The sequence below is a fragment of the Streptomyces sp. NPDC052301 genome (genome assembly GCF_044593395.1).
In the GTDB taxonomy this organism is placed as follows: domain Bacteria; phylum Actinomycetota; class Actinomycetes; order Streptomycetales; family Streptomycetaceae; genus Streptomyces.
This window is the reverse complement of sequence record NZ_JBIUBE010000007.1, coordinates 156,151-179,043: the sequence shown is the minus strand read 5'-3', so window position 1 is coordinate 179,043 and position 22,893 is coordinate 156,151. Positions and strand designations below refer to the sequence as shown.

General features: G+C 71.0%; 21 protein-coding genes and 1 tRNA gene. 19 read left to right on the top strand and 3 right to left on the bottom strand.

Annotation, left to right across the window (positions count from 1 at the left end):
* The first annotated feature begins 37 nt into the window (after window positions 1–37).
* Window positions 38–109, top strand: a tRNA-Val gene (locus tag ACIHEJ_RS21300).
* Window positions 110–350: 241 nt separating this feature from the next.
* Here the strand turns inward: ACIHEJ_RS21300 and ACIHEJ_RS21295 are convergent.
* Window positions 351–1,076, bottom strand: coding sequence for a 3'-5' exonuclease (locus tag ACIHEJ_RS21295; RefSeq protein ID WP_400137932.1), 726 nt, complete (start codon window positions 1,074–1,076; stop codon window positions 351–353).
* Between the two features lie 168 nt (window positions 1,077–1,244).
* Here ACIHEJ_RS21295 and ACIHEJ_RS21290 point away from each other — a divergent pair, with 168 nt between their 5' ends.
* From ACIHEJ_RS21290 to ACIHEJ_RS21275, 4 genes are all read left to right on the top strand, one after another.
* Window positions 1,245–1,811 (top strand): DUF4365 domain-containing protein, encoded by a 567-nt coding sequence (locus ACIHEJ_RS21290; RefSeq protein ID WP_360157368.1) that lies wholly within the window; start codon window positions 1,245–1,247, stop codon window positions 1,809–1,811.
* Window positions 1,808–3,055, top strand: coding sequence for a hypothetical protein (locus ACIHEJ_RS21285; protein WP_400137929.1), 1,248 nt, complete (start codon window positions 1,808–1,810; stop codon window positions 3,053–3,055). Before ACIHEJ_RS21290 ends, ACIHEJ_RS21285 begins: the two co-directional genes overlap by 4 nt.
* A 120-nt stretch (window positions 3,056–3,175) precedes the next feature.
* Window positions 3,176–5,152, top strand: a complete 1,977-nt coding sequence (gene thrS, locus ACIHEJ_RS21280) for a threonine--tRNA ligase (protein ID WP_400137927.1) — start codon at window positions 3,176–3,178, stop codon at window positions 5,150–5,152.
* Between the two features lie 73 nt (window positions 5,153–5,225).
* Window positions 5,226–5,783, top strand: coding sequence for an HIT family protein (locus ACIHEJ_RS21275; protein ID WP_400137925.1), 558 nt, complete (start codon window positions 5,226–5,228; stop codon window positions 5,781–5,783).
* Between the two features lie 36 nt (window positions 5,784–5,819).
* Here the strand turns inward: ACIHEJ_RS21275 and ACIHEJ_RS21270 are convergent, their stop codons facing one another.
* Together ACIHEJ_RS21270 and ACIHEJ_RS21265 are read right to left on the bottom strand one after the other, a co-directional pair.
* Window positions 5,820–7,466 (bottom strand): hypothetical protein, encoded by a 1,647-nt coding sequence (locus ACIHEJ_RS21270; RefSeq protein WP_400137922.1) that lies wholly within the window; start codon window positions 7,464–7,466, stop codon window positions 5,820–5,822.
* Window positions 7,467–7,677: 211 nt separating this feature from the next.
* A complete protein-coding gene (locus tag ACIHEJ_RS21265; RefSeq protein ID WP_400137920.1) occupies window positions 7,678–9,879 on the bottom strand; it encodes an elongation factor G-like protein EF-G2 in 2,202 nt (733 codons plus the stop codon).
* A gap of 291 nt (window positions 9,880–10,170) precedes the next feature.
* On the opposite strand from ACIHEJ_RS21265, the gene pgsA reads away from it, so the two are divergent.
* The 14 genes from pgsA to ACIHEJ_RS21195 all read left to right on the top strand — a co-directional run bounded on the left by pgsA (window position 10,171) and on the right by ACIHEJ_RS21195 (window position 22,701).
* Window positions 10,171–10,836 (top strand): phosphatidylinositol phosphate synthase, encoded by a 666-nt coding sequence (gene pgsA / locus ACIHEJ_RS21260; protein WP_400137918.1) that lies wholly within the window; start codon window positions 10,171–10,173, stop codon window positions 10,834–10,836.
* Window positions 10,833–11,741: a phosphatidylinositol mannoside acyltransferase gene (locus ACIHEJ_RS21255; RefSeq protein WP_400137915.1), complete on the top strand. Its 909-nt coding sequence runs from the start codon at window positions 10,833–10,835 to the stop codon at window positions 11,739–11,741. Before pgsA ends, ACIHEJ_RS21255 begins: the two co-directional genes overlap by 4 nt.
* Window positions 11,738–12,901, top strand: a complete 1,164-nt coding sequence (locus tag ACIHEJ_RS21250; RefSeq protein WP_400137912.1) for a glycosyltransferase family 4 protein — start codon at window positions 11,738–11,740, stop codon at window positions 12,899–12,901. Before ACIHEJ_RS21255 ends, ACIHEJ_RS21250 begins: the two co-directional genes overlap by 4 nt.
* Before the next feature lie 130 nt (window positions 12,902–13,031).
* A complete protein-coding gene (locus ACIHEJ_RS21245; protein WP_400137911.1) occupies window positions 13,032–13,574 on the top strand; it encodes a hypothetical protein in 543 nt (180 codons plus the stop codon).
* Between the two features lie 114 nt (window positions 13,575–13,688).
* Complete coding sequence (pdxS, locus tag ACIHEJ_RS21240; RefSeq protein WP_201840303.1) at window positions 13,689–14,594, top strand: pyridoxal 5'-phosphate synthase lyase subunit PdxS; 906 nt, start codon at window positions 13,689–13,691, stop codon at window positions 14,592–14,594.
* A gap of 25 nt (window positions 14,595–14,619) precedes the next feature.
* Window positions 14,620–15,228, top strand: a complete 609-nt coding sequence (gene pdxT / locus ACIHEJ_RS21235; protein WP_400137907.1) for a pyridoxal 5'-phosphate synthase glutaminase subunit PdxT — start codon at window positions 14,620–14,622, stop codon at window positions 15,226–15,228.
* A 49-nt stretch (window positions 15,229–15,277) separates the two neighbouring features.
* Window positions 15,278–16,030: a YebC/PmpR family DNA-binding transcriptional regulator gene (locus ACIHEJ_RS21230; RefSeq protein WP_400137904.1), complete on the top strand. Its 753-nt coding sequence runs from the start codon at window positions 15,278–15,280 to the stop codon at window positions 16,028–16,030.
* A 138-nt stretch (window positions 16,031–16,168) separates the two neighbouring features.
* Window positions 16,169–16,708 (top strand): crossover junction endodeoxyribonuclease RuvC, encoded by a 540-nt coding sequence (gene ruvC / locus ACIHEJ_RS21225; RefSeq protein ID WP_400137902.1) that lies wholly within the window; start codon window positions 16,169–16,171, stop codon window positions 16,706–16,708.
* On the top strand, window positions 16,705–17,310 hold the full coding sequence (gene ruvA / locus ACIHEJ_RS21220) for a Holliday junction branch migration protein RuvA (RefSeq protein WP_400137900.1): 606 nt from the start codon (window positions 16,705–16,707) through the stop codon (window positions 17,308–17,310). Before ruvC ends, ruvA begins: the two co-directional genes overlap by 4 nt.
* A 26-nt stretch (window positions 17,311–17,336) precedes the next feature.
* Complete coding sequence (ruvB, locus tag ACIHEJ_RS21215; RefSeq protein WP_400137898.1) at window positions 17,337–18,407, top strand: Holliday junction branch migration DNA helicase RuvB; 1,071 nt, start codon at window positions 17,337–17,339, stop codon at window positions 18,405–18,407.
* 199 nt (window positions 18,408–18,606) lie between these two features.
* Complete coding sequence (gene yajC, locus ACIHEJ_RS21210) at window positions 18,607–19,131, top strand: preprotein translocase subunit YajC (protein WP_400137896.1); 525 nt, start codon at window positions 18,607–18,609, stop codon at window positions 19,129–19,131.
* Between the two features lie 142 nt (window positions 19,132–19,273).
* Complete coding sequence (secD, locus tag ACIHEJ_RS21205; protein WP_400137894.1) at window positions 19,274–21,055, top strand: protein translocase subunit SecD; 1,782 nt, start codon at window positions 19,274–19,276, stop codon at window positions 21,053–21,055.
* Between the two features lie 3 nt (window positions 21,056–21,058).
* Window positions 21,059–22,165, top strand: coding sequence for a protein translocase subunit SecF (gene secF / locus ACIHEJ_RS21200; protein WP_400137891.1), 1,107 nt, complete (start codon window positions 21,059–21,061; stop codon window positions 22,163–22,165).
* Window positions 22,162–22,701, top strand: coding sequence for an adenine phosphoribosyltransferase (locus tag ACIHEJ_RS21195; RefSeq protein ID WP_400137888.1), 540 nt, complete (start codon window positions 22,162–22,164; stop codon window positions 22,699–22,701). The genes secF and ACIHEJ_RS21195 overlap by 4 nt, the downstream gene beginning before the upstream one ends.
* The last annotated feature ends 192 nt before the right edge of the window (window positions 22,702–22,893 follow it).

Sequence of the window (22,893 nt, the reverse complement as noted above, 5' to 3'; positions counted from 1 at the left end):
GAAGGGCGCCGGGACCTGTATTGTTCAGTGCGTTCCCGGGCGATTAGCTCAGTGGGAGAGCGCTTCGTTCACACCGAAGAGGTCACTGGTTCGAACCCAGTATCGCCCACCGGGAGAGGCCGGTCTGCACCTGCAGGCCGGCTTTTTCGTGTCCGGTGGTACGTCCTGCGGGGCCGTACGGAGGGCGGGGCGGGCATGAGAAGTCGGCTTGAGACCGCCTGCCAAGAGGCCATGGGCGCGTCGACGTCGACGGCGGGGCGGCGCTCCTGCCGCGACGTCACCGACGTCCTGCTCGCCGCAGTCATCCTCTCCAGCGGGGCCCCGCCCGCCCCGTCCGGCGTCCCGCATCCTCACGCCGCCGCCGGCAGCTCCGGACGCAGCGGCCACTCCGTACTGACGATCTCGTCCGAGCCGCTGCGCGCGAACCACGCCTGCAGGCCGCGTGCCTGGGCCGCGTGCCAGTTCGCCTGGAGCGTGTGCAGTTCGCCCGGGGACAGCCGCTCCAGCCGGCTCGCGAAACGGCGGCCCAACGCCCGTACGACCTCCAGGGCGGCCAGCGCGTCGGCGCCCGCGTCATGCGCGCCCTGCAGCGTCACGTCGTAGTGCGCGCACAGGTCGGTCAGTGTGCGCCGGCCCTTGCGGTAGCGGTCCAGGTGCTTGTCCAGCACCCGCGGGTCCAGCACCCGCAGCGGCACCGACTCGAACCAGCGGTCCAGCGACGACGCCCGGTGCCGGCGCAACTCCCGGTCCAGCAACGTCAGATCGAACGGCGCGTTCATCACCACCAGCGGCCGGCCCAGCGCCGCGTGCTCGGCCAGCTGCTCGGCTATCTCGTACATCACCGGAGCCGGCCAGCGGCCGTTGCGCTGCAGGTGCTCCTCCGTCAGCCCGTGCACCGCCGTCGCCGCCTCCGGCATCGGCACGCCCGGGTTCACCAGCCAGCGGATGACCCGCGGCCGGACCCCCGGCGCATCCTGGACGACGACGGCGGCCGACACGATCCGGTCGGTCTCGACGTCCACGCCCGTCGTCTCCGTGTCGAAGGCGGCCAGTGGCCCCTCGTACCAGGTCGTCATCCCAACCCAACTCCTCGTTCACCTACGGCAGGTGACGTGCCGTCTTCTGCCAGTTTGGTGATACCCGGGCCGTTTGCGCCGTACGCCGGGAGGAGACAACAGGAGTACGGGTCTTTGCAGTTCAGCGGCCCGCAGCGGGGAAACTCATTGCTTGGAAGGCTGTTGGTCATGGCCATAGCGCAGCCCGAGCGGGGCGGGCTGCTGCCCGACCGCACGGGCCCCCTTCGCGGCACGCTCGCCACCACCGCCTGCATGGAGACACTGCAGGTCGGCTATCTGCACGCGGTCGCCGCCGCGGCCGGCTGCTCGCTGTCCCAGCCCTTCCCGGACAACGGCATCGACTGGCACGTCAGCCACAGTGCGCCCGGACACACCGTCGACGACGAGGTGACCATCAAGGTGCAGCTGAAGGCCACGTACCAGGTCGCGCCCAACCCGCCGGGACGCTCCTTCTCCTTCACCCTCGACAACGACCACCTGCGCAAGCTCGCCCGCACACCGGTCTCGGTGCACAAGATCCTGGTCGTCATGCTGGTCCCGCGCTCCCAGGACGACTGGCTGCGCGCCAGCCACGACCGGCTCGACCTGAGGCACTGCTGCTACTGGGTCAACCTCGCCGGCCACCCGATCACCGGCCGGCACCGGACCACCGTGCGGATACCGACCTCGCGCATCTTCGACGACCGGGCGCTCTGCGAGATCATGACGCGCGTCGGGACGGGAGGCAGGCCATGAGGATCCGTCCCCACGAGGAGCCGGTGCGGCAGGTCCGCCCGCACCCCGACGACCTCCCCTGGAACCGGTCCCCGGAGCCCACCGAGGTCGACCCCGCCGTGCTCGGTGCCCTGCTGCGCCGGCACGGCTGGCAGCGGCGCGGGGGAGCGGCCGGCCGGTACGGCCGCTGGACCCCGCCCGGCCCGGGCGGCGGCTCGACCAGCCTGCTGGTGCCGGAGAGCCGCGCCTTCCCCGACAGCGACGACCTGCTCGGCGAGGCCCTGGACGCCCTCGCCCGCAGCGACTCGGCCGCCGCCCGCGAGGTGCTGATCTCCCTCGCCGTACCCAGCGACGAGATCCGCTGGTGGCGCGACACCCCGAGCGGACCCGTCGGCGCCGCGCCCTGGACGGCCGACGAGCAACTGCGCGGGGCCGCCCGGCAGATGCTGCTCGCCGCCGCGCTCGCCACCCGCGCGCGTGCCGGCTATTACGGCGCCCGCCACCGCCGCCCCGCCGCCGGCCTGCTGGAGCACGTACTCGTCGGCCCCGCCGCCGAGGGCCGCGACAGTCTCACCGCCTTCGTGCCCGTGCGCCCCGGCCGCCCCCTCGCCGTCCGGCTCCACCAGGCCCTGTACGCCACCCGTGAGGCCATCGACTACCGGCGGGCCACCGGTGGCATGGACGCCTTCGACGGTGCCGTGGAAGCCGGCGTCAGCCGCGAGCTGACCGAGGCGCTGACCGCGCTCGTGCGGGGCACCGAGGGTGCCCGGATCGCCGTCGCCTGGGCGCCCGGCGCCGGTGTCCCCGAGGGCTGCGCCTCCTCCGCCGAGCCCGTCGAGTTCTCACCCGGCGACGTGCCCGTGCTGCGTGAGGCCGCCGCCCGCTACCTGCGCGAAGAACCCTCCGTGCCGGTCCGCATCACCGGCGCCGTCGTCCGCATGCGCCGTTCCGGGCCCGGCGGCGAGGGATCGGTCCGGCTGCGCGTCCTCGCGGGCGCCGAGGTCCCGCACGTCCGCGTCACCCTGGACGAGGAGGACTACCGCATCGCCGGCCACGCCCACCTCGTCGGCCTCCCGGTGCGGGTGCACGGCCGGCTGGAGCGCCGCGGCGGCTTCCGCAGGCTCACCGGGGCCTCCGGGGTCGTACCCGTGCAGGTGGACGAGGGGGAACGGGACCGGCTGATGAAGGCGCTCCAGGAGAATCTCGACTTCTTCGAGGAGGCGTGCGGGGAGGGAGAGCCAGGAGCGTACGAGGACGGGGACTGAGGTGTAGGGGTACGCGGACCGAGGGTGACCGTTTCGCGGTCGGTGCCGTCGGGTCGGTACGATCGCCTGTGCGCGCGCTCCTGGTATGGCGCCGCACCCACCTTCAGTCAGGAGAGACCGGTGTCAGACGTCCGTGTGATCATCCAACGCGATTCCGAGCGGGAAGAACGCGTGGTGACGACGGGCACTACGGCCGCCGACCTCTTCGCGGGCGAGCGTTCGATCATCGCCGCACGCGTGGCCGGTGAGCTGAAGGACCTCGCGTACGAGCTTGCCGACGGTGACGAGGTCGAGGGCGTCGAGATCGCCTCCGAGGACGGCCTGAACATCCTGCGCCACTCCACCGCGCACGTCATGGCGCAGGCCGTGCAGGAGCTGTTCCCCGAGGCCAAGCTGGGCATCGGCCCGCCCGTCAAGGACGGCTTCTACTACGACTTCGACGTCGAGAAGCCGTTCACGCCCGAGGATCTCAAGGCCATCGAGAAGAAGATGCAGGAGATCCAGAAGCGCGGGCAGAAGTTCGCCCGCCGTGTCGTCACCGACGAGGCGGCCCGTGAGGAGCTTGCTTCCGAGCCGTACAAGCTGGAGCTGATCGGCCTCAAGGGCTCCGCGTCGCACGACGACGGCGCGGACGTCGAGGTCGGCGCCGGCGAACTGACGATCTACGACAACCTGGACGCCAAGACCGGCGACCTGTGCTGGAAGGACCTCTGCCGCGGTCCGCACCTGCCCTCCACCCGCCTCATCCCGGCGTTCAAGCTGATGCGCAATGCGGCCGCCTACTGGCGCGGCAGCGAGAAGAACCCGATGCTCCAGCGCATCTACGGCACCGCCTGGCCTTCCAAGGACGAGCTGAAGGCGTACCTGGACTTCCTCGCCGAGGCCGAGAAGCGCGACCACCGCAAGCTGGGCAACGAGCTCGACCTGTTCTCCATCCCGGAGCAGATCGGCTCCGGCCTCGCCGTCTTCCACCCCAAGGGCGGCATCGTCCGCCGGGTCATGGAGGACTACTCGCGCCGCCGCCACGAGGAAGAGGGCTACGAGTTCGTCTACACCCCGCACGCGACGAAGGGGAAGCTCTTCGAGACGTCCGGGCACCTGGACTGGTACGCCGAGGGCATGTACCCGCCCATGCAGCTCGACGAGGGCGTGGACTACTACCTCAAGCCCATGAACTGCCCGATGCACAACCTGATCTTCGACGCCCGCGGCCGGTCCTACCGCGAACTGCCGCTGCGTCTCTTCGAGTTCGGGACCGTGTACCGGTACGAGAAGTCGGGCGTCGTGCACGGCCTGACCCGTGCCCGCGGCTTCACCCAGGACGACGCGCACATCTACTGCACCCGTGAGCAGATGTCCGAGGAGCTGGACAAGACGCTCACCTTCGTCCTCGGCCTGCTGCGCGACTACGGCCTGACCGACTTCTACCTGGAGCTGTCCACCAAGGACCCGGAGAAGTTCGTCGGCTCCGACGAGGTCTGGGAGGAGGCGACCGAGACCCTGCGCCAGGTCGCCGAGAAGCAGGGCCTGCCCCTCGTGCCCGACCCGGGCGGCGCCGCCTTCTACGGCCCGAAGATCTCCGTCCAGGCCAAGGACGCGATCGGCCGCACCTGGCAGATGTCGACCATCCAGCTCGACTTCAACCTGCCCGAGCGGTTCAACCTCGAGTACACCGGCCCCGACGGCGCCAAGCAGCGCCCGGTGATGATCCACCGAGCTCTCTTCGGCTCGATCGAGCGGTTCTTCGCGGTGCTCCTGGAGCACTACGCGGGTGCCTTCCCGGCGTGGCTGGCCCCGGTGCAGGCGCTCGGCATCCCGATCGGTGACGCGCACGTCGAGTACCTGGAGAAGTTCGCGGCGGCGGCCAAGAAGAAGGGCCTGCGCGTCGAGGTGGACTCCTCCTCGGACCGCATGCAGAAGAAGATCCGCAACGCCCAGAAGCAGAAGGTGCCCTTCATGGTCATCGCGGGCGACGAGGACATGTCGAACAACTCGGTGTCCTTCCGCTACCGCGACGGCTCGCAGGAGAACGGCATCCCGTTCGACGAGGCCATCGCGAAGATCGCGCAGGTCGTCGAGGAGCGGACCCAGGTCTGAGCGACGGCTGTGGCGGCCCCCGGCGATTTTCCTCTCGTCGGGGGCCCTGCCCTGTTCGGGGGCACCAAGCCATATGCTGCCTAGCATGACGAGTGAGCCGGAGCAGCAGATCGGAGTGGGGATCCAGGACGCGTTCCAGCGTCTGTGGACGCCCCATCGGATGGCCTACATCCAGGGTGAGAACAAGCCGAGCGGCCCCGGGGCCGAGGACGGCTGTCCCTTCTGCTCGATCCCGGCCAAGTCCGACGAGGACGGGCTGATCGTCCGGCGCGGCGAGCACGTGTACGCCGTCCTCAACCTCTACCCGTACAACGGCGGCCACCTGATGACCGTGCCCTACCGGCACGTGGCCGACTACACCGAGCTGACCGGGCCGGAGACCGCCGAGCTGGCGGAGCTGACCAAGCAGGCGATGACCGCCCTGCGCACCGCCTCGGGAGCGCACGGCTTCAACATCGGCATGAACCAGGGCTCGGTGGCGGGCGCCGGCATCGCCGCGCACCTGCACCAGCACATCGTCCCGCGCTGGGGCGGCGACACGAACTTCATGCCGGTGGTGGGCCACACCAAGATCCTGCCGCAGCTCCTGGGCGACACCAGAAAGATGCTGGCGGAAGCCTGGCCGGCGTGACGGTGCCGTGAGGGGCGCCCCTGCCGGGGTTTCCCCTCACGCGTCGTACAGGTCCGCCTTCCTCGGTGTCGGATCCTGCACCTGCCCGCTGAGGAACGAGGAGCGGGCGCCGAACTTCTCCGTGTCCACGCCGTTCTCCTGCAGGACCTTGATCGCGGACGCGTGCACCACCCGCAGCACCGGGGTGGCCGCGCGCAGCGCGTCGTCGGCCATGAAGCGGTGCCGCCAGGGCTGGTCCGCCCAGGCGTGCCGCAGGCCGAACGGCTCGGGCAGGACGAGCGAACCGCCGAGCCAGTTGAGCAGCGGCGGATACCAGCTCAGCGGGGCGCGGGCGGCGAGCCGTACCACCTCGTCGGCTGTGACCAGCGGCAGCATGACCTTGCGGGTCTCCCACGGCTTGAGGGACCTGGAGACCTCCTTGCTCGGCGGCTCCGGCTTGGTGGTGAACAGCGAGTTCACCGGACCCAGCGCATGCCCGGTCACCTCGATGCGCAGCGTCTGGTGCAGCACCGTCACCGTGATCAGCATGGTGATGATCAACTGCCCGTCCCACAGCGTCCACTGCACGCCCAGGTAGTGCCGGTCGCCGCTGCCGAACTGCTGCTTGTTGCAGATCTCCTGTATCGCGTGCGGCTTGACCTGGAAGGCCTCCACATCGGTGCCCTCGGGCCGGGACACCGCGACGGCCTTCTCGCCGATCGGTGTCACGATCCAGTGCCGTATCGACGGCTTGGGGAAGCCGCCCGTGTTCAGCGGGCCGCGCTCCAGCAGCGCGAGCTGGTCATGGATCGCGCGTATGACGTCCCAGCTGCGGAAGGGGTGGATCTCCCGCGACGGGTCGGCGGGCAGCAGGTCCTCGGCGAGCTGCCAGGACCCCCAGCGGGTGCCCATGCCGAGTATGCCCTTGGGACCGGCGTAGAAGACCGAGTTCGACTGCTGCTCGGCGGTCAGCCGGGCCAGCGACTGGCGCAGCTCCTCGGCCGCGGTCTGGCCGGGGCCCCGCGGCACGGCCTCGGGGACCTTGGCGCCGACGCTGGTGCCTGAGAGCAGGCCGTCCCAGCGGGCCCGTAGGTCCTTGGCGGTGCGCTCGCAGATCTGCTTGGCCAGGAACCAGCCCACCACGGGGAGGACGACGCACGCGCGCGCGTACCACGCCCAGAAACCGGTGAACGGCATCTTGATCAGGAACAGCGCGGCGAGCAGGCCGACACCGAGGAGCAGCGCGGTGGCCAGGGTGCCGGCCCGCTTGTCGTCACGCCCGGCGACGAACGTGCGCAGCTGGAAGACGAGCAGCCAGCCGATCAGCCCGGGCAGGAACAGCACACCGCACAGGACCGTGACGGTCGTCAGGCGGTTGTCGCGCTCCCGGCGGATGTTGTTGGCCGCGAGGCAGTGCTCGACGACGAACTGGGGCTCGGAGCCGAAGGACTGGATGAGCGGCTTGCGGTCGGGGGCGAGCATGCGGCCGACCACGGCCCGCGAGAACGCCTCACCGAGATTGGGCCTGAGCAGCTTGATCCGGCCGAGCTTGACGGTGGACTGGTGCCACTCGTTGTCCGCCTTCTTGATCTCCTCCATCGGGTTGTCCCGGTAGGCCGCGGAGGCCAGCGCGGAGGTCGCCGCCTGACCCTCGTCGCCCGAGACGGGCACCTGGGGTCCGTCCCACTCCGTTCCAAACGACATTCCCGCCCCCATCGCCGCCGGTGTCGCTCCTGCGGACTTCCCGACTTCCGTGCTCCGCACACCTGTTGCCAGGTCCGCGTTGTGATCAGCGTATCCGCCGCCACCGACACCCCGTGGGCGGACGGCCGAAGCCGCCCGGCCACGCGCCGGGTCGTGCGCCGGTCGACGAACCGGCGGACCGGTCCCCCGCCCCGGCGCGCGTCATGCTCGACTAGTCGTGATCGCCCGCCTGTTCACGGATCCTCTCGGCGATCTGCGGCGGCATCGGCTCGTGCCGGGCGTAGCTCCGGTCGAAGCGTGCCGTGCCGTGCGACAGCGAGCGCAGGTCGACGGCGTACCGGCCGATCTCGAACTCGGGCACCTCGGCGCGGATCAGGGTCCGTCCGGAGCCCACCTGTTCGGTGCCGAGCAACCGGCCGCGCCGGCTCGACAGGTCGCTCATCACGGCGCCCACGTAGTCGTCGCCGACCAGCACCGTCACCTCGGCCACCGGCTCCAGCAGATGGATCCTGGTCTCGGCCGCAGCCTCGCGCAGCGCGAGCGCGCCCGCGGTCTGGAAGGCGGCGTCGGAGGAGTCCACCGAGTGCGCCTTGCCGTCGAGCAGCGTCACCCGCACGTCCACCAGCGGATACCCCGCGGCGACGCCCTTGGCGGCCTGTGCCCGCACGCCCTTCTCGACCGACGGGATGAACTGGCGCGGTACGGCACCGCCGACCACCTTGTCCACGAACTCGATGCCCGAGCCGCCCGGCAGCGGCTCCACCTCGATCTCGCAGATGGCGTACTGGCCGTGCCCGCCGGACTGCTTCACGTGCCGTCCGCGCCCGGCGGCCTTGTGCGCGAACGTCTCGCGCAGGGAGACCTTGTGCGGGACGACGTCGACCTGGACGCCGTAGCGGCTGCGCAGCCGTTCCAGGGCGACGTCCGCGTGCGCCTCGCCGAGGCACCACAGGACCACCTGGTGGGTGTCCTGGTTCTGCTCCAGGCGCATCGTCGGGTCCTCGGCGACCAGCCGGGACAGGCCCTGGGAGAGTTTGTCCTCGTCGGCCTTGCTGTGCGCCTGGATGGCGAGCGGCAGCAGCGGGTCGGGCATCTGCCAGGGCTCCATCAGGAGCGGGTCCTCCTTCGCCGAGAGCGTGTCTCCGGTCTCGGCGCGGCCGAGCTTGGCCACACAGACGAGATCGCCGGCGACGGCCTGCGTCACCGGCCGCTGCTGCTTGCCGAAGGGCATCGACAGCGCGCCGACCTTCTCGTCGACGTCGTGGTCCTCGTGCCCCCGGTCGGTCAGCCCGTGCCCGGAGACGTGCACCGTCCGGTCGGGACGCAGCGTGCCGGAGAAGACGCGGACCAGGGAGATGCGGCCGACGTACGGGTCGGAGGCCGTCTTGACGACCTCGGCGACCAGCGGGCCGTCCGTGTCGCACGCCTTCAGCTCGCGCGGCTTGCCGTCGATCGTGGTGACCCCGGGCAGCGGGTGCTCGAACGGCGTCGGGAACCCGCCCGTGATCAGCTCCAGCAGCTCCACCGTGCCGAGCCCCTGCCGGGCACCGTCGGCTGCGGGCGCGCCGGCCAGGACGGGGAAGAAGCTGCCGCGGGCCACGGCCCGCTCCAGGTCCTTGATCAGCGTCTCGACGTCGACCTGCTCGCCGCCCAGGTAGCGGTCCATGAGGGTCTCGTCCTCGCTCTCGGCGATGATCCCCTCGATGAGCCGGTTACGGGCGGCCTCGATGTCCGGCAGCAGGTCCTCGCCGGGCTCGGACTCCTTGCGCTCCCCGGTCGAGTAGTCGAACAGCTTCTGCGACAGCAGCCCGATCAGACCGGTCACGGGCGCATGCCCGTCCGGACCCTCGGGGCCGCGCAGCGGCAGGTACAGCGGCAGCACGGCGTCGGGGTCGTCGCCGCCGAAGGCCTCCGCGCAGGTCCGGGTCATCTCCTCGAAGTCGGCGCGCGCGGCCTCCAGGTGTGTGATCACGATCGCCCGGGGCATACCGACGGCCGCGCACTCCTCCCACACCATGCGGGTCGAGCCGTCCACCCCGTCGGAGGCCGAGACGACGAAGAGGGCCGCGTCCGCCGCCCGCAGACCGGCCCTGAGCTCCCCGACGAAGTCGGCGTATCCCGGGGTGTCGAGGACATTGATCTTGATGCCGTCCCATTCGACCGGCACCAGCGAGAGCTGCACCGAGCGCTGCTGCCGGTGCTCGATGTCGTCGTAGTCCGAGACGGTGCCGCCGTCCTCCACGCGGCCCGCCCGGTTCACCGCCCCCGCGGTCAGCGCGAGGGCCTCCACCAGGGTCGTCTTGCCCGAACCGGAGTGGCCGACCAGTACCACGTTCCGTACGGACGCGGGCCGGTCGGCCTCCAAAGCCCTGCCGGCGGCCCCAGGGTGGTGTGTCTGTGCCTTGTCGCCCATGATCCTGCCTCCCGTGCACGGTGAGGTCACTGTGGGCGCGGACACGCGGGACCCGCACTGGCGGCTCCGGCGACGCCCGCGGTTATTCGAGCTTTCCACTCCCGTCACGCTGCGTCCATACGAGCGACAGCCGCGGACCCCGATCGCGTCACGGACGCCCCCGGTGCGGGGGCGCACACCGGTTCGCGCGACGGCTGCGGGTGCCCGCCCGCCACGCACACGCGTGCGTGGCTACGATGGGCCAGCCGGCGGCCACCAGGGGCCGCGGCGACACCGACCGTCGGGAAGGCCATGCTGAACAAGTACGCGCGTGCATTCTTCACGCGTGTCCTCACGCCGTTCGCCGCGTTTCTCATCCGCCGGGGCGTGAGTCCCGACACGGTCACCCTCATCGGCACGGCCGGTGTGGTCGCGGGAGCGCTGGTCTTCTACCCCCGGGGCGAGTTCTTCTGGGGCACGGTCGTGATCACCCTGTTCGTCTTCTCCGACCTGGTCGACGGCAACATGGCCCGCCAGCTGGGCCGCTCCAGCCGCTGGGGCGCCTTCCTGGACTCCACCCTCGACCGGGTCGCCGACGGCGCCATCTTCGGCGGCTTCGCGCTCTGGTACGCGGGCAACGGGAACGACAACGCCCTGTGCGCGGTCTCGATCTTCTGCCTCGCCAGCGGCCAGGTGGTGTCGTACACCAAGGCGCGCGGCGAGTCGATCGGGCTGCCCGTCGCCGTCAACGGGCTCGTCGAACGCGCCGAGCGGCTGGTGATCTCACTGGTCGCGGCCGGGTTCGCGGGCCTGCACACGTTCGGCGTGCCCGGCATCCAGTGGCTGCTGCCGATCGCCCTGTGGATCGTCGCCGTGGGCAGCCTCGTCACGCTGGTCCAGCGCGTCGTCACCGTCCGCCGCGAGTCCGCCGAGGCGGAGGCGGCGGGCCGGCAGGGCGCCGACGAGGTGGCGCAGTGAGCACCGCCGACCGGCTCACCGACGCGCTGTACGGGCTCGGCTGGGGCACCGTCAAGAAGCTCCCGGAACCGGTCGCGGTCCGTCTCGGCCGCACCATCGCCGACCTGACCTGGAGACAGCGCGGCAAGGGTGTTCAGCGCCTGGAGGCCAACTACGCGCGCGTGGTGCCCGACGCCACGCCCGAGCGCCTCACCGAGTTGTCCCGCGCGGGCATGCGCTCGTACCTGCGCTACTGGATGGAGTCCTTCCGGCTGCCGGCCTGGAGCCGCGAGCGCGTCAGGACGGGCTTCGACGCCAAGGACATCCATTTCCTGACCGACGGACTGGCCGCCGGCAACGGCGTGATACTCGCCCTGCCGCACATGGCCAACTACGACCTGGCGGGCGCCTGGGTCACCACCGAGCTGGAGACGCCGTTCACGACGGTCGCCGAGCGCCTGAAGCCCGAGACGCTGTACGACCGTTTCGTCGCCTACCGCGAGGGCCTCGGCATGGAGGTCCTGCCGCACAGCGGCGGCTCCGCCTTCGGGACCCTGGCCCGGCGGCTGCGCGACGGCGGCCTGGTCTGCCTGGTCGCCGACCGCGACCTGTCCGCGTCCGGCGTCGAGGTCGACTTCTTCGGCGAGAAGACCCGGATGCCCGCGGGCCCGGCCCTGCTCGCCCAGCAGACGGGCGCGCTGCTGCTGCCCGTCACCCTCTGGTACGACGACTCGCCCGTCATGCAGGGCCAGGTGCATCCCCCGATCGAGGTGCCCGAGTCAGGTACGCGGCCCGAGAAGACGTCTGTGATGACACAGGCGCTGGCCGACGCCTTCGCCCTCGGGATCGCCGACCATCCGGAGGACTGGCACATGCTCCAGCGGCTGTGGCTCGCCGACCTCGACCCCGCGAAGGGACCCTCGTGAGAATCGGGATCGTCTGCCCGTACTCCTGGGACGTGCCCGGTGGCGTCCAGTTCCACATCCGCGACCTCGCCGAGTACTTCATCCGGCTCGGCCACGAGGTCTCCGTCCTCGCCCCTGCGGACGACGACACACCCCTGCCGCCGTACGTCGTCTCGGCCGGCCGCGCGGTCCCGGTGCCGTACAACGGCTCGGTGGCCCGCCTGAACTTCGGTTTCCTGTCGGCCGCGCGGGTGCGGCGCTGGCTGCACGAGGGCGGCTTCGACGTGGTCCACATCCACGAGCCGACCTCGCCCTCGCTGGGCCTGCTGACCTGCTGGGCGGCCTCCGGCCCGATCGTGGCCACCTTCCACACCTCCAACCCGCGCTCGCGCGCCATGATCGCCGCGTACGCGATCCTCCAGGCGGCCCTGGAGAAGATCAGCGCGCGGATCGCGGTCAGCGAGTACGCCCGCCGCACGCTCGTCGAGCACCTGGGCGGGGACGCGGTGGTCATCCCCAACGGCGTCGACGTGGACTTCTTCGCCAAGGCCGACCCGAACCCCGAGTGGCAGGGCAATACCATCGGCTTCATAGGACGGATCGACGAGCCCCGCAAGGGCCTGCCCGTCCTGATGAAGGCGCTGCCGAAGATTCTGGCCGCCCGCCCGCGCACGCGTCTGCTGGTCGCGGGCCGCGGCGACGAGGAGGCGGCCGTCGAGGACCTGCCGAAGGAGCTGCGCGCGCGTGTGGAGTTCCTCGGCATGATCAGCGACGAGGACAAGGCCCGCTTCCTGCGCAGCGTCGACCTGTACGTCGCCCCCAACACCGGCGGCGAGAGCTTCGGCATCATCCTGGTCGAGGCCATGTCCGCGGGCGCGCCCGTGCTCGCCTCCGACCTGGACGCCTTCGTGCAGGTGCTGGACCAGGGTGAGGCGGGTGAGGTCTTCGCCAACGAGGACGCGGACGCCCTCGCCGAGGCGGCCGTACGGCTGCTGGCGGACCCGGCCCGCCTGGCCGAGCTGCGCGAGCGCGGCAGCGCCCACGTACGGCGGTTCGACTGGTCGACGGTCGGCGCGGACATCCTGTCCGTCTACGAGACGGTCACGGCGGGCGCGGCGGCGGTCGCGGCGGACGACCGCGCAACGGGCCTGCGTGCCCGCTTCGGCCTGGCCCGCGACTGACACCGGGACGCACAGCGACGGCGCCCGGTCGGTAAGGGGCCGGGCCGACCCCGGACCGGCTCCGGGGTGCCGAGGGGGCGCCGGGGGATCGCCCCGAGGGCTCTCTCGTCGCAGCCGATAGCCTTCGGCCGTGACCGCAACCCTCATCTGGATCCTCGTCGCGCTCGTCGCGATCGGCGTGTACCTGAGCTGGACGGCCGGGCGTCTGGACCGGCTGCACGTGCGCATGGACGCCGCCCGGGCCGCGCTCGACGCCCAGCTGCTGCGCCGGGCCTCCGTGGCGCAGGAGCTCGCGACCTCGGGCGTGCTGGACCCGGCCGCCTCGATCGTGCTGTACGAGGCCGCGCACGCGGCCCGGCAGTCCGAGGAGGAGCACCGGGAGGTCGCGGAGAGCGAGCTGAGCCAGGCCCTGCGGGCCGTGTTCGAGGATCCCGCCCAGGTGGAGGCCGTCAGAGAGGCCCCGGGGGGCGAGGAGGCGGCCCGCGAGCTGGCCGAGGCCGTCCGCAGGGTGCCGATGGCCCGCCGCTTCCACAACGACGCCGTGGGCGCCGCCCGCAGGCTCCGGGAACACCGCAAGGTCCGCTGGTTCCGGCTGGCCGGTCACGCGCCCTTCCCGCTGGCCTTCGAGATGGACGACGAGCCGCCGACGGCCCTGGTGGAGAGGGCCGCCTGAACCTCAGGTGGACGAAAAGGATCCACCGGCTTGCCATTGGCCCTTGCTGTGGCCTGGTCCACTCGCGTTTCCTCGGCGGTGCACAACACTCTCTTTCACCCAGTGAGGTCACCCGTGTCCACCATCGAGAACCAGGCTCCCGAGACCGGCACCGCCCGCGTGAAGCGCGGCATGGCCGAGCAGCTCAAGGGCGGCGTGATCATGGACGTCGTCACGCCGGAGCAGGCGAAGATCGCCGAGGACGCGGGCGCCGTCGCCGTCATGGCCCTCGAGCGGGTCCCGGCCGACATCCGCAAGGACGGCGGCGTGGCCCGCATGTCCGACCCGGACATGATCGAGGGCATCATCGACGCCGTCTCGATCCCGGTCATGGCCAAGTCCCGCATCGGTCACTTCGTCGAGGCCCAGGTCCTGCAGTCCCTCGGCGTGGACTACATCGACGAGTCCGAGGTCCTCACCCCCGCGGACGAGGTCAACCACTCCGACAAGTGGTCCTTCACCACCCCCTTCGTGTGCGGTGCCACCAACCTGGGCGAGGCCCTGCGCCGCATCGCCGAGGGCGCCGCGATGATCCGCTCCAAGGGCGAGGCCGGCACCGGCAACGTCGTGGAGGCCGTCCGTCACCTGCGCCAGATCAAGAACGAGATCGCCAAGCTGCGCGGCTTCGACAACCACGAGCTGTACGCCGCCGCCAAGGAGCTGCGCGCCCCGTACGAGCTGGTCAAGGAGGTCGCCGAGCTGGGCAAGCTCCCGGTCGTGCTCTTCTCCGCCGGTGGCGTCGCCACCCCGGCCGACGCGGCCCTGATGCGCCAGCTCGGCGCCGAGGGCGTGTTCGTCGGCTCCGGCATCTTCAAGTCCGGCGACCCGGCCAAGCGCGCCGCCGCCATCGTGAAGGCCACCACCTTCTACGACGACCCGAAGATCATCGCGGACGCGTCCCGCAACCTCGGCGAGGCCATGGTCGGCATCAACTGCGACACCCTCCCCGAGACCGAGCGCTACGCCAACCGCGGCTGGTAAGCCACCTCCCTAGGACTGCACCTACATGACTGACGCACCCGTCATAGGCGTCCTGGCCCTCCAGGGCGACGTACGGGAGCACCTCATCGCCCTGGCCGCGGCAGACGCCGTGGCCAGGCCGGTGCGGCGCCCCGAGGAACTCGCCGAGGTCGACGGCCTCGTCCTGCCCGGCGGCGAGTCCACCACCATCTCCAAGCTGGCCGTCCTGTTCGGCGTGATGGAGCCCCTCCGCGCGCGTGTGCAGGCCGGCATGCCCGTCTACGGCACCTGCGCCGGCATGATCATGCTCGCCGACAAGATCCTCGACCCGCGCTCCGGCCAGGAGACGATCGGCGGCATCGACATGATCGTGCGCCGCAACGCCTTCGGCCGCCAGAACGAGTCGTTCGAGGCCGCGGTCGACGTGACGGGCGTACCGGGCGATCCTGTGGAGGGCGTCTTCATCCGCGCCCCCTGGGTGGAGTCCGTGGGCGCCGGGGCCGAGGTGCTCGCCGAGCACGAGGGCCACATCGTCGCGGTCCGCCAGGGCAACGCGCTCGCCACGTCGTTCCACCCGGAACTCACCGGCGACCACCGCGTGCACTCCCTGTTCGTGGACATGGTGCGCGCCAACCGGACACCGGAGTCCTTGTAGGATCTCTGGAGTTCGTTGCAGAGATGGGTTACGCGAAGGAGACAGGCAGATGTCCGGCCACTCTAAATGGGCCACGACGAAGCACAAGAAGGCCGTGATCGACGCCAAGCGCGGCAAACTCTTCGCGAAGCTGATCAAGAACATCGAGGTCGCTGCGCGCATGGGCGGTGTCGACCTCGACGGCAACCCGACGCTCTACGACGCTGTCCAGAAGGCCAAGAAGCAGTCGGTCCCGAACAAGAACATCGACTCCGCCATCAAGCGCGGTGGCGGTCTCGAGGCCGGTGGCGCCGACTACGAGACGATCATGTACGAGGGTTACGGCCCGAACGGTGTCGCGGTGCTCATCGAGTGCCTCACCGACAACCGCAACCGCGCCGCCTCCGACGTCCGCGTCGCCATGACCCGCAACGGCGGCAACATGGCCGACCCGGGCTCCGTGTCGTACATGTTCAGCCGCAAGGGCGTCGTCATCGTCCCCAAGGGCGAGCTGACCGAGGACGACGTCCTCGGTGCCGTCCTGGACGCGGGCGCCGAGGAGGTCAACGACCTCGGTGAGACCTTCGAGGTCATCAGCGAGGCCACCGACCTGGTCGCGGTCCGCACCGCCCTCCAGACGGCGGGCATCGACTACGACTCCGCCGACTCCAGCTTCGTGCCCTCCGTCCAGGTCGAACTGGACGAGGAGGGCGCCAAGAAGATCTTCAAGCTGATCGACGCGCTCGAGGACAGCGACGACGTGCAGAACGTCTTCGCCAACTTCGACGTGAGCGACGAGATCATGGAGAAGGTCGACGCGTAACGCTCATGGCTGGCTGACCGGGCCGACGGGACACACCCCGTCGGCCCGTCGCGTTGTCGGGCGCCGGTGCGAGGCGTTGTCAGTGGCACCCGATAGCCTGCGGAAACAGGTGAGCGAGCCGTCGAAGGGAGGGGCACGGTGCGGGTACTGGGGGTGGACCCGGGGCTGACCCGGTGCGGTGTCGGTGTCGTCGAGGGGATCGCGGGGCGCCCGCTCACCATGCTCGGCGTGGGGGTCGTACGCACACCCGTGGACGCCGATCTCAGCCACCGCCTGCTCGCCGTCGAGCGGGGCCTCGAGGAGTGGCTGGACGAGCACCGGCCCGAGTACGTCGCCGTCGAGCGCGTCTTCAGCCAGCACAACGTGCGCACCGTGATGGGCACCGCCCAGGCCAGCGCCGTCGCGATGCTGTGCGCCGCCCGGCGCGGCATCCCCGTAGCGCTGCACACCCCGAGCGAGGTCAAGGCCGCCGTCACCGGTAGCGGCCGGGCCGACAAGGCCCAGGTCGGGGCCATGGTCACCCGGCTGCTCCGGCTCACGGCACCGCCCAGGCCGGCCGACGCCGCCGACGCCCTCGCGCTCGCCATCTGCCACATCTGGCGCGCCCCCGCCCAGAACCGGCTCCAGCAGGCCGTCGCCCGGCACGCGGGCCACGCAACGAAAGGCCGAACGGCATGATCGCCTTCGTCAGCGGCACGGTCGCCGCGCTCGCCCCGGACGCCGCGGTCGTCGAGGTCGGCGGCGTCGGCATGGCAGTCCAGTGCACGCCGAACACGCTCTCGACGCTCCGGACGGGACAGCCCGCCAAGCTGCACACGTCCCTCGTCGTCCGCGAGGACTCGCTCACCCTGTACGGCTTCGCCGACGACGACGAACGCCAGGTCTTCGAGCTGCTGCAGACCGCGAGCGGTGTCGGCCCGCGCCTCGCCCAGGCCATGCTCGCCGTGCACACCCCGGACGCGCTGCGCCGCGCCGTCGCCACCGGTGACGAGAAGGCCCTCACGGCCGTCCCCGGCATCGGCAAGAAGGGTGCCCAGAAACTGCTGCTGGAGCTGAAGGACCGCCTCGGCGAGCCCATCGGCGCCCCCGCGGTCGGCGCGCCCGTCACCCAGGGCTGGCGCGACCAGCTGCACGCGGCCCTGATCGGCCTCGGCTACGCCACCCGCGAGGCCGACGAGGCCGTCGCCGCCGTGGCCCCGCAGGCCGAGGAGGCGGGCGGCACACCTCAGGTCGGTCAGCTGCTCAAGGCCGCCCTGCAGACCCTGAACCGCGCCCGCTGACCCCACCACGATCGAGGCACACGCATATGAACTGGGACGACACGACCGACCCCCCCGCCTCCGAGCGGCTCGTCGGTGCGTCCGCCGACCGGGAGGACCAGGCCGTCGAGGCCGCCCTGCGCCCCAAGGACCTCGGCGAGTTCATCGGCCAGGAGAAGGTCCGCGAACAGCTCGACCTGGTCCTGCGGGCGGCCCGCGCCCGGGGGGCCACCGCCGACCACGTGCTGCTCTCCGGTGCGCCCGGCCTCGGCAAGACGACCCTGTCGATGATCATCGCGGCCGAGATGGGCGCTCCCATCCGCATCACCTCCGGCCCCGCCATCCAGCACGCCGGCGACCTCGCCGCGATCCTCTCCTCCCTCCAGGAGGGCGAGGTCCTCTTCCTCGACGAGATCCACCGCATGTCCCGGCCCGCCGAGGAGATGCTGTACATGGCGATGGAGGACTTCCGCGTCGACGTCATCGTCGGCAAGGGTCCCGGCGCCACCGCGATCCCCCTGGAGCTGCCCCCCTTCACCCTGGTCGGCGCCACCACGCGCGCGGGTCTGCTGCCGCCCCCGCTGCGCGACCGTTTCGGCTTCACCGCACACATGGAGTTCTACGAGCCGCACGAGCTGGAGCGGGTCGTGCACCGCTCGGCGCACCTGCTGGACGTCGAGATCGATCCGGACGGCGCCGCCGAGATCGCCGGCCGCTCCCGCGGCACGCCCCGCATCGCCAACCGCCTGCTGCGCCGTGTCCGCGACTATGCGCAGGTCAAGGCGGACGGCCTGATCACCCGCGAGATCGCCGCGGCGGCCCTCGCCGTCTACGAGGTCGACGCGCGCGGCCTGGACCGCCTCGACCGCGCCGTCCTGGAGGCGCTGCTGAAACTCTTCGGCGGCGGCCCGGTCGGCCTGTCCACGCTCGCCGTCGCGGTGGGGGAGGAGCGGGAGACCGTCGAGGAGGTCGCCGAACCCTTCCTCGTCCGGGAGGGACTGCTCGCCCGCACCCCGCGCGGCCGGGTCGCCACGCCGGCCGCCTGGGCGCACCTCGGCCTGACCCCGCCCCGCTCGGTGACCGGGGCGAACGGACAGCAGGACCTGTTCGGGACGTGAGGGCGGCCGGACGGCGCCGTCACGGCATGCCGACGGCGAGGGATTGGCCGGGCCAGGAACCCAGGTGCCATGCTGAGCGTTGTTCCATGCACGCGGACTCGCTTAGACTCCGCCGATGCCGCCCTTACAGGCGGCGCCCACCACACCCCCATCCCATAGGCCGCTCTCCGTCGCGGTCGCGCGAAGGAAATTCCGTCCCGTGAATGCCTTTACCCTTCTCCCCTTCATCGTGCTCATCGCGGCCATGTTCCTGATGACGCGCTCGGCCAAGAAGAAGCAGCAGCAGGCTGCCAACATGCGGAACGAGATGCAGCCCGGCTCCGGTGTCCGCACGATCGGGGGGATGTACGCGACGGTCAAGGAGGTCAACGAGGACACGGTCCTCCTCGACGCCGGCCCCGGCGTCGACCTCCTCTTCGCCAAGAACGCGATCGGCGCCGTGCTGACCGACGACGAGTACAACCGCATCGTCCACGGCATCGAGCACGACCTGAAGTCCGACGCCCACATCGTCCCGGACGACGCCTCCTCCCTCACCGAGACCGACGAGACGGACGCGCCCGCTGCCGCCGCCTCCGACGAGAAGGCCGTCGACCTCGGTAAGAAGGACGCCGAGGAGCGGGGGGACGACGCGATCCGGGCCGCCGAGGACAAGGCGGAAGCCGCCGAGGCCAAGGCGGAGGACGAGCCGAAGAAGACCGACGGCGACTCCGACGCGAAGTAGTCACGCCCCGGTGGTGCGCGACGCGGCATAATCACGCCCCGCGCATCCCGGGCGCGTCTGTTTCCCGAACGGGAACCCGACACCATGTGATGGCCGACCGCGCCGACCGGGCGCGGGGCGGCCCGAGAGGGAGTACGAGAAGGTGGCAGCACCTAAGAAGGGCCGGAGCGCGAGCGCCCAGAGCAAACCAGGGCGCTCGCTGGCCCTCATCCTGATCGCCATCGTGGCGCTGACCGGAGGGATGTTCGCCTCCGGGCACAAGACTCCGCGTCTCGGCATCGACCTCGCCGGTGGCACGAGCATCACGCTCAAGGCGAAGGCCGACCAGGGGTCCGCGATCAACAAGGCCAACATGGACACCGCGGTCGACATCATGAACCGCCGTGTCAACGGCCTGGGTGTCTCCGAGGCGGAGGTGCAGACCCAGGGGAACGACAACATCATCGTCAACATCCCCAAGGGCACCAACTCCAAGGAGGCCCAGCAGCAGGTCGGCACCACCGCCAAGCTGTACTTCCGCCCGGTCCTCGCGGCCGGGCCGAGCGGTGCCGCCGCTCAGAGCCCCTCGCCGAGCGCCTCCCCCAGCGGCAGCTCCTCGCCGAACCCGAGCGCGAGCCCCTCCGCCTCCTCGAAGCAGACGGCGTCCTCGCCCTCCTCCGGGTCCCCCTCGGCCTCGGCGACCTCCCAGGGCCGCCCCGTCACCGACGCGCTGAAGACCGGCTCCACCCCCTCGCCGAGCGGCTCCGCGTCCGGCAGCTCCAAGCCGTCGCCCACCCCCTCGGCCTCGTCGGGCAGCGGCACGGACGCCTCCAAGCTCCAGGCCCGGTACACCGCCCTGGACTGCACCAAGCCCGCCGAGCGCGCCAAGGCCGGCTCCGGCACCAAGCCCGGTGACACCATCGTGGCGTGCGGCCAGATCGGCAAGGCCTGGTACAAGTACGTGCTCGGCCCGGCCGGTGTCGACGGCACCGAGGTGAAGAAGGCGCAGGCCGTCTTCGACACCCAGGGGGCCGCCGGCTGGCAGGTGCAGATGACCTTCACCGGCAGCGGCGCCAAGAAGTTCGCCGACGTCACCGGCACGCTGGCGCAGAAGCAGGAGCCGCAGAACGAGTTCGGCATCGTCCTCGACGGCGAGGTCGTCTCCAGCCCCCGCGTGAGCCAGGCCATCACCGGTGGCCAGGCGGAGATCTCCGGCAGCTTCACCCAGAAGGAGGCCCAGAGCCTCGCCAACATGCTGTCGTACGGCGCCCTGCCGCTCTCCTTCCAGGAGCAGTCCGTCACCACCGTCACCGCCGCGCTGGGCGGTGACCAGCTGCACGCCGGTCTGCTGGCCGGCGCGATCGGCCTCGCCCTGGTCGTGATCTACCTGGTGGTCTACTACCGCGGCCTCTCGGTCGTCGCGATGGCCTCGCTGCTGGTCTCGGCGATCCTCACCTACGTGATCATGTCGCTGCTCGGCCCCACCATCCACTTCGCGCTGAACCTGCCGGCCGTCTGCGGTGCGATCGTCGCCATCGGTATCACCGCGGACTCGTTCATCGTGTACTTCGAACGCATCCGGGACGAGATCCGCGAGGGCCGCACGCTGCGCCCCGCCGTCGAGCGGGCCTGGCCGCGCGCCCGGCGCACCATCCTGGTCTCGGACTTCGTGTCGTTCCTCGCCGCCGCCGTCCTGTTCATCGTGACCGTCGGCAAGGTCCAGGGCTTCGCGTTCACGCTCGGTCTGACCACCGTGCTCGACGTCGTCGTCGTCTTCTTCTTCACCAAGCCGCTGATGACGCTGCTCGCCCGCCGCAAGTTCTTCGCGAACGGCCACAAGTGGTCCGGTCTCGACCCGAAGAGCCTGGGTGCCAAGCCGCCGCTGCGCCGCACCCGCCGTCCCGCCGGTCCCGTCTCCGGCCCTGCCGACCCGAAGGAGGCGTGAGCGATGTCGAAACTCGGCAACCTCGGCGCTCGACTGCACCGCGGCGAGATCGCGTACGACTTCGTCGGCAAGCGCAAGATCTGGTACGGCATCTCCATCCTGATCACCATCACGGCCATCGTCGGCCTGGCGGTGCGCGGCCTGAACATGGGCATCGAGTTCAAGGGCGGCGCGGTCTTCACCACGCCGACCAAGATGAGCACCTCGGTGTCCCAGGCGGAGACCTACGCCAAGGACGCCTCCGGCCATGACGCGATCGTGCAGAAGCTGGGCAACGGCAGCCTGCGCATCCAGATCGCCGGTATCGACACCGGCAAGTCCGACCAGATCAAGCAGACCCTGGCCAAGGACCTGAAGCTCAACCCGGAGAACCTTGCCGCCGACCTGGTCGGCCCGAGCTGGGGCGAGCAGATCGCCAACAAGGCCTGGGAAGGCCTCGGCATCTTCATGGTCCTCGTCGTGATCTACCTGGCGATCGCCTTCGAGTGGCGCATGGCCGTCGCCGCGCTGGTCGCGCTGATCCACGACATCACCATCACGACCGGTATTTACGCCCTGGTCGGCTTCGAGGTCACGCCCGGTACGGTCATCGGTCTGCTGACGATCCTCGGTTACTCGCTCTACGACACGGTCGTCGTCTTCGACAGCCTCAAGGAGCAGACCAAGGACATCACCAAGCAGACCCGCTTCACCTACAGCGACATCGCCAACCGGTCGATCAACGGCACCCTGGTCCGCTCGATCAACACCACGGTCGTCGCCCTGCTGCCGGTGGCCGGTCTGCTGTTCATCGGCGGTGGTTTCCTCGAGGCCGGCACGCTGAACGACATCTCGCTGTCGCTGTTCGTCGGCCTCGCGGCCGGGGCCTACTCGTCGATCTTCATCGCCACCCCGCTCGTCGCCGACCTCAAGGAGCGCGAGCCGGCGATGAAGGCCCTCACCAAGCGGGTCCTGGCCAAGCGCGCCCAGGCCGCCGCCGGGGAGGACCTCGTGGCGGACCGCGGCCCGGCCGACGACTCGGACGACGCGGCGCCCGCCGTCGTGGGACCGCGCCACCAGCCCGCGTCCCGCGGCCGGGGCCGCGGCCGACCTTCGGGGAAGCGCCGATGACCGACATCAGGGAACTGCTGCTCAGCCGCATCCGGGACGTCGCGGACTACCCGGAGCCGGGCGTGATGTTCAAGGACATCACGCCGCTCCTGGCGGACCCGGCGGCCTTCACCGCCCTCACGGACGCACTGGCCGAGATCGCAGCGAACACCGGTGCGACGAAGGTCGTCGGCCTGGAGGCGCGGGGCTTCATCCTCGGCGCCCCGGTCGCCGTCCGCGCGGGCCTGGGTTTCATCCCGGTCCGCAAGGCGGGCAAGCTGCCCGGAGCGACCCTGCGCCAGGCCTACGACCTGGAGTACGGCTCGGCGGAGATCGAGGTGCACGCGGAGGACCTGTCTTCCGGCGACCGCGTCCTGATCGTGGACGACGTCCTGGCGACCGGTGGCACCGCCGAGGCGGCGATCCACCTCATCCAGCGTGCCGGTGCCGAGGTCTCGGGTCTGGCGGTGCTGATGGAGCTGGGCTTCCTGGGCGGCCGCGCCCGCCTGGAGCCCGCGCTCGGCGAGGCGCCGTTGGAGGCGCTGCTCCAGGTCTGAGCGGGTTGCTGCACGAGCGGCCTCGGCTTCGCCGCAGGCCGCTTCGTGTTTCCCACCGCACCACCCGGGCGGATCCGTTCCTCGGCCGCGGGTGGCCCCCGTGGACCGTGCCCGCCACCGGCGACTGCGGACCGCGCTCCATCGACCACGCATGGTCTCGGCGGGCCCGCGTCACCGGCGAGAGCGGCCGGG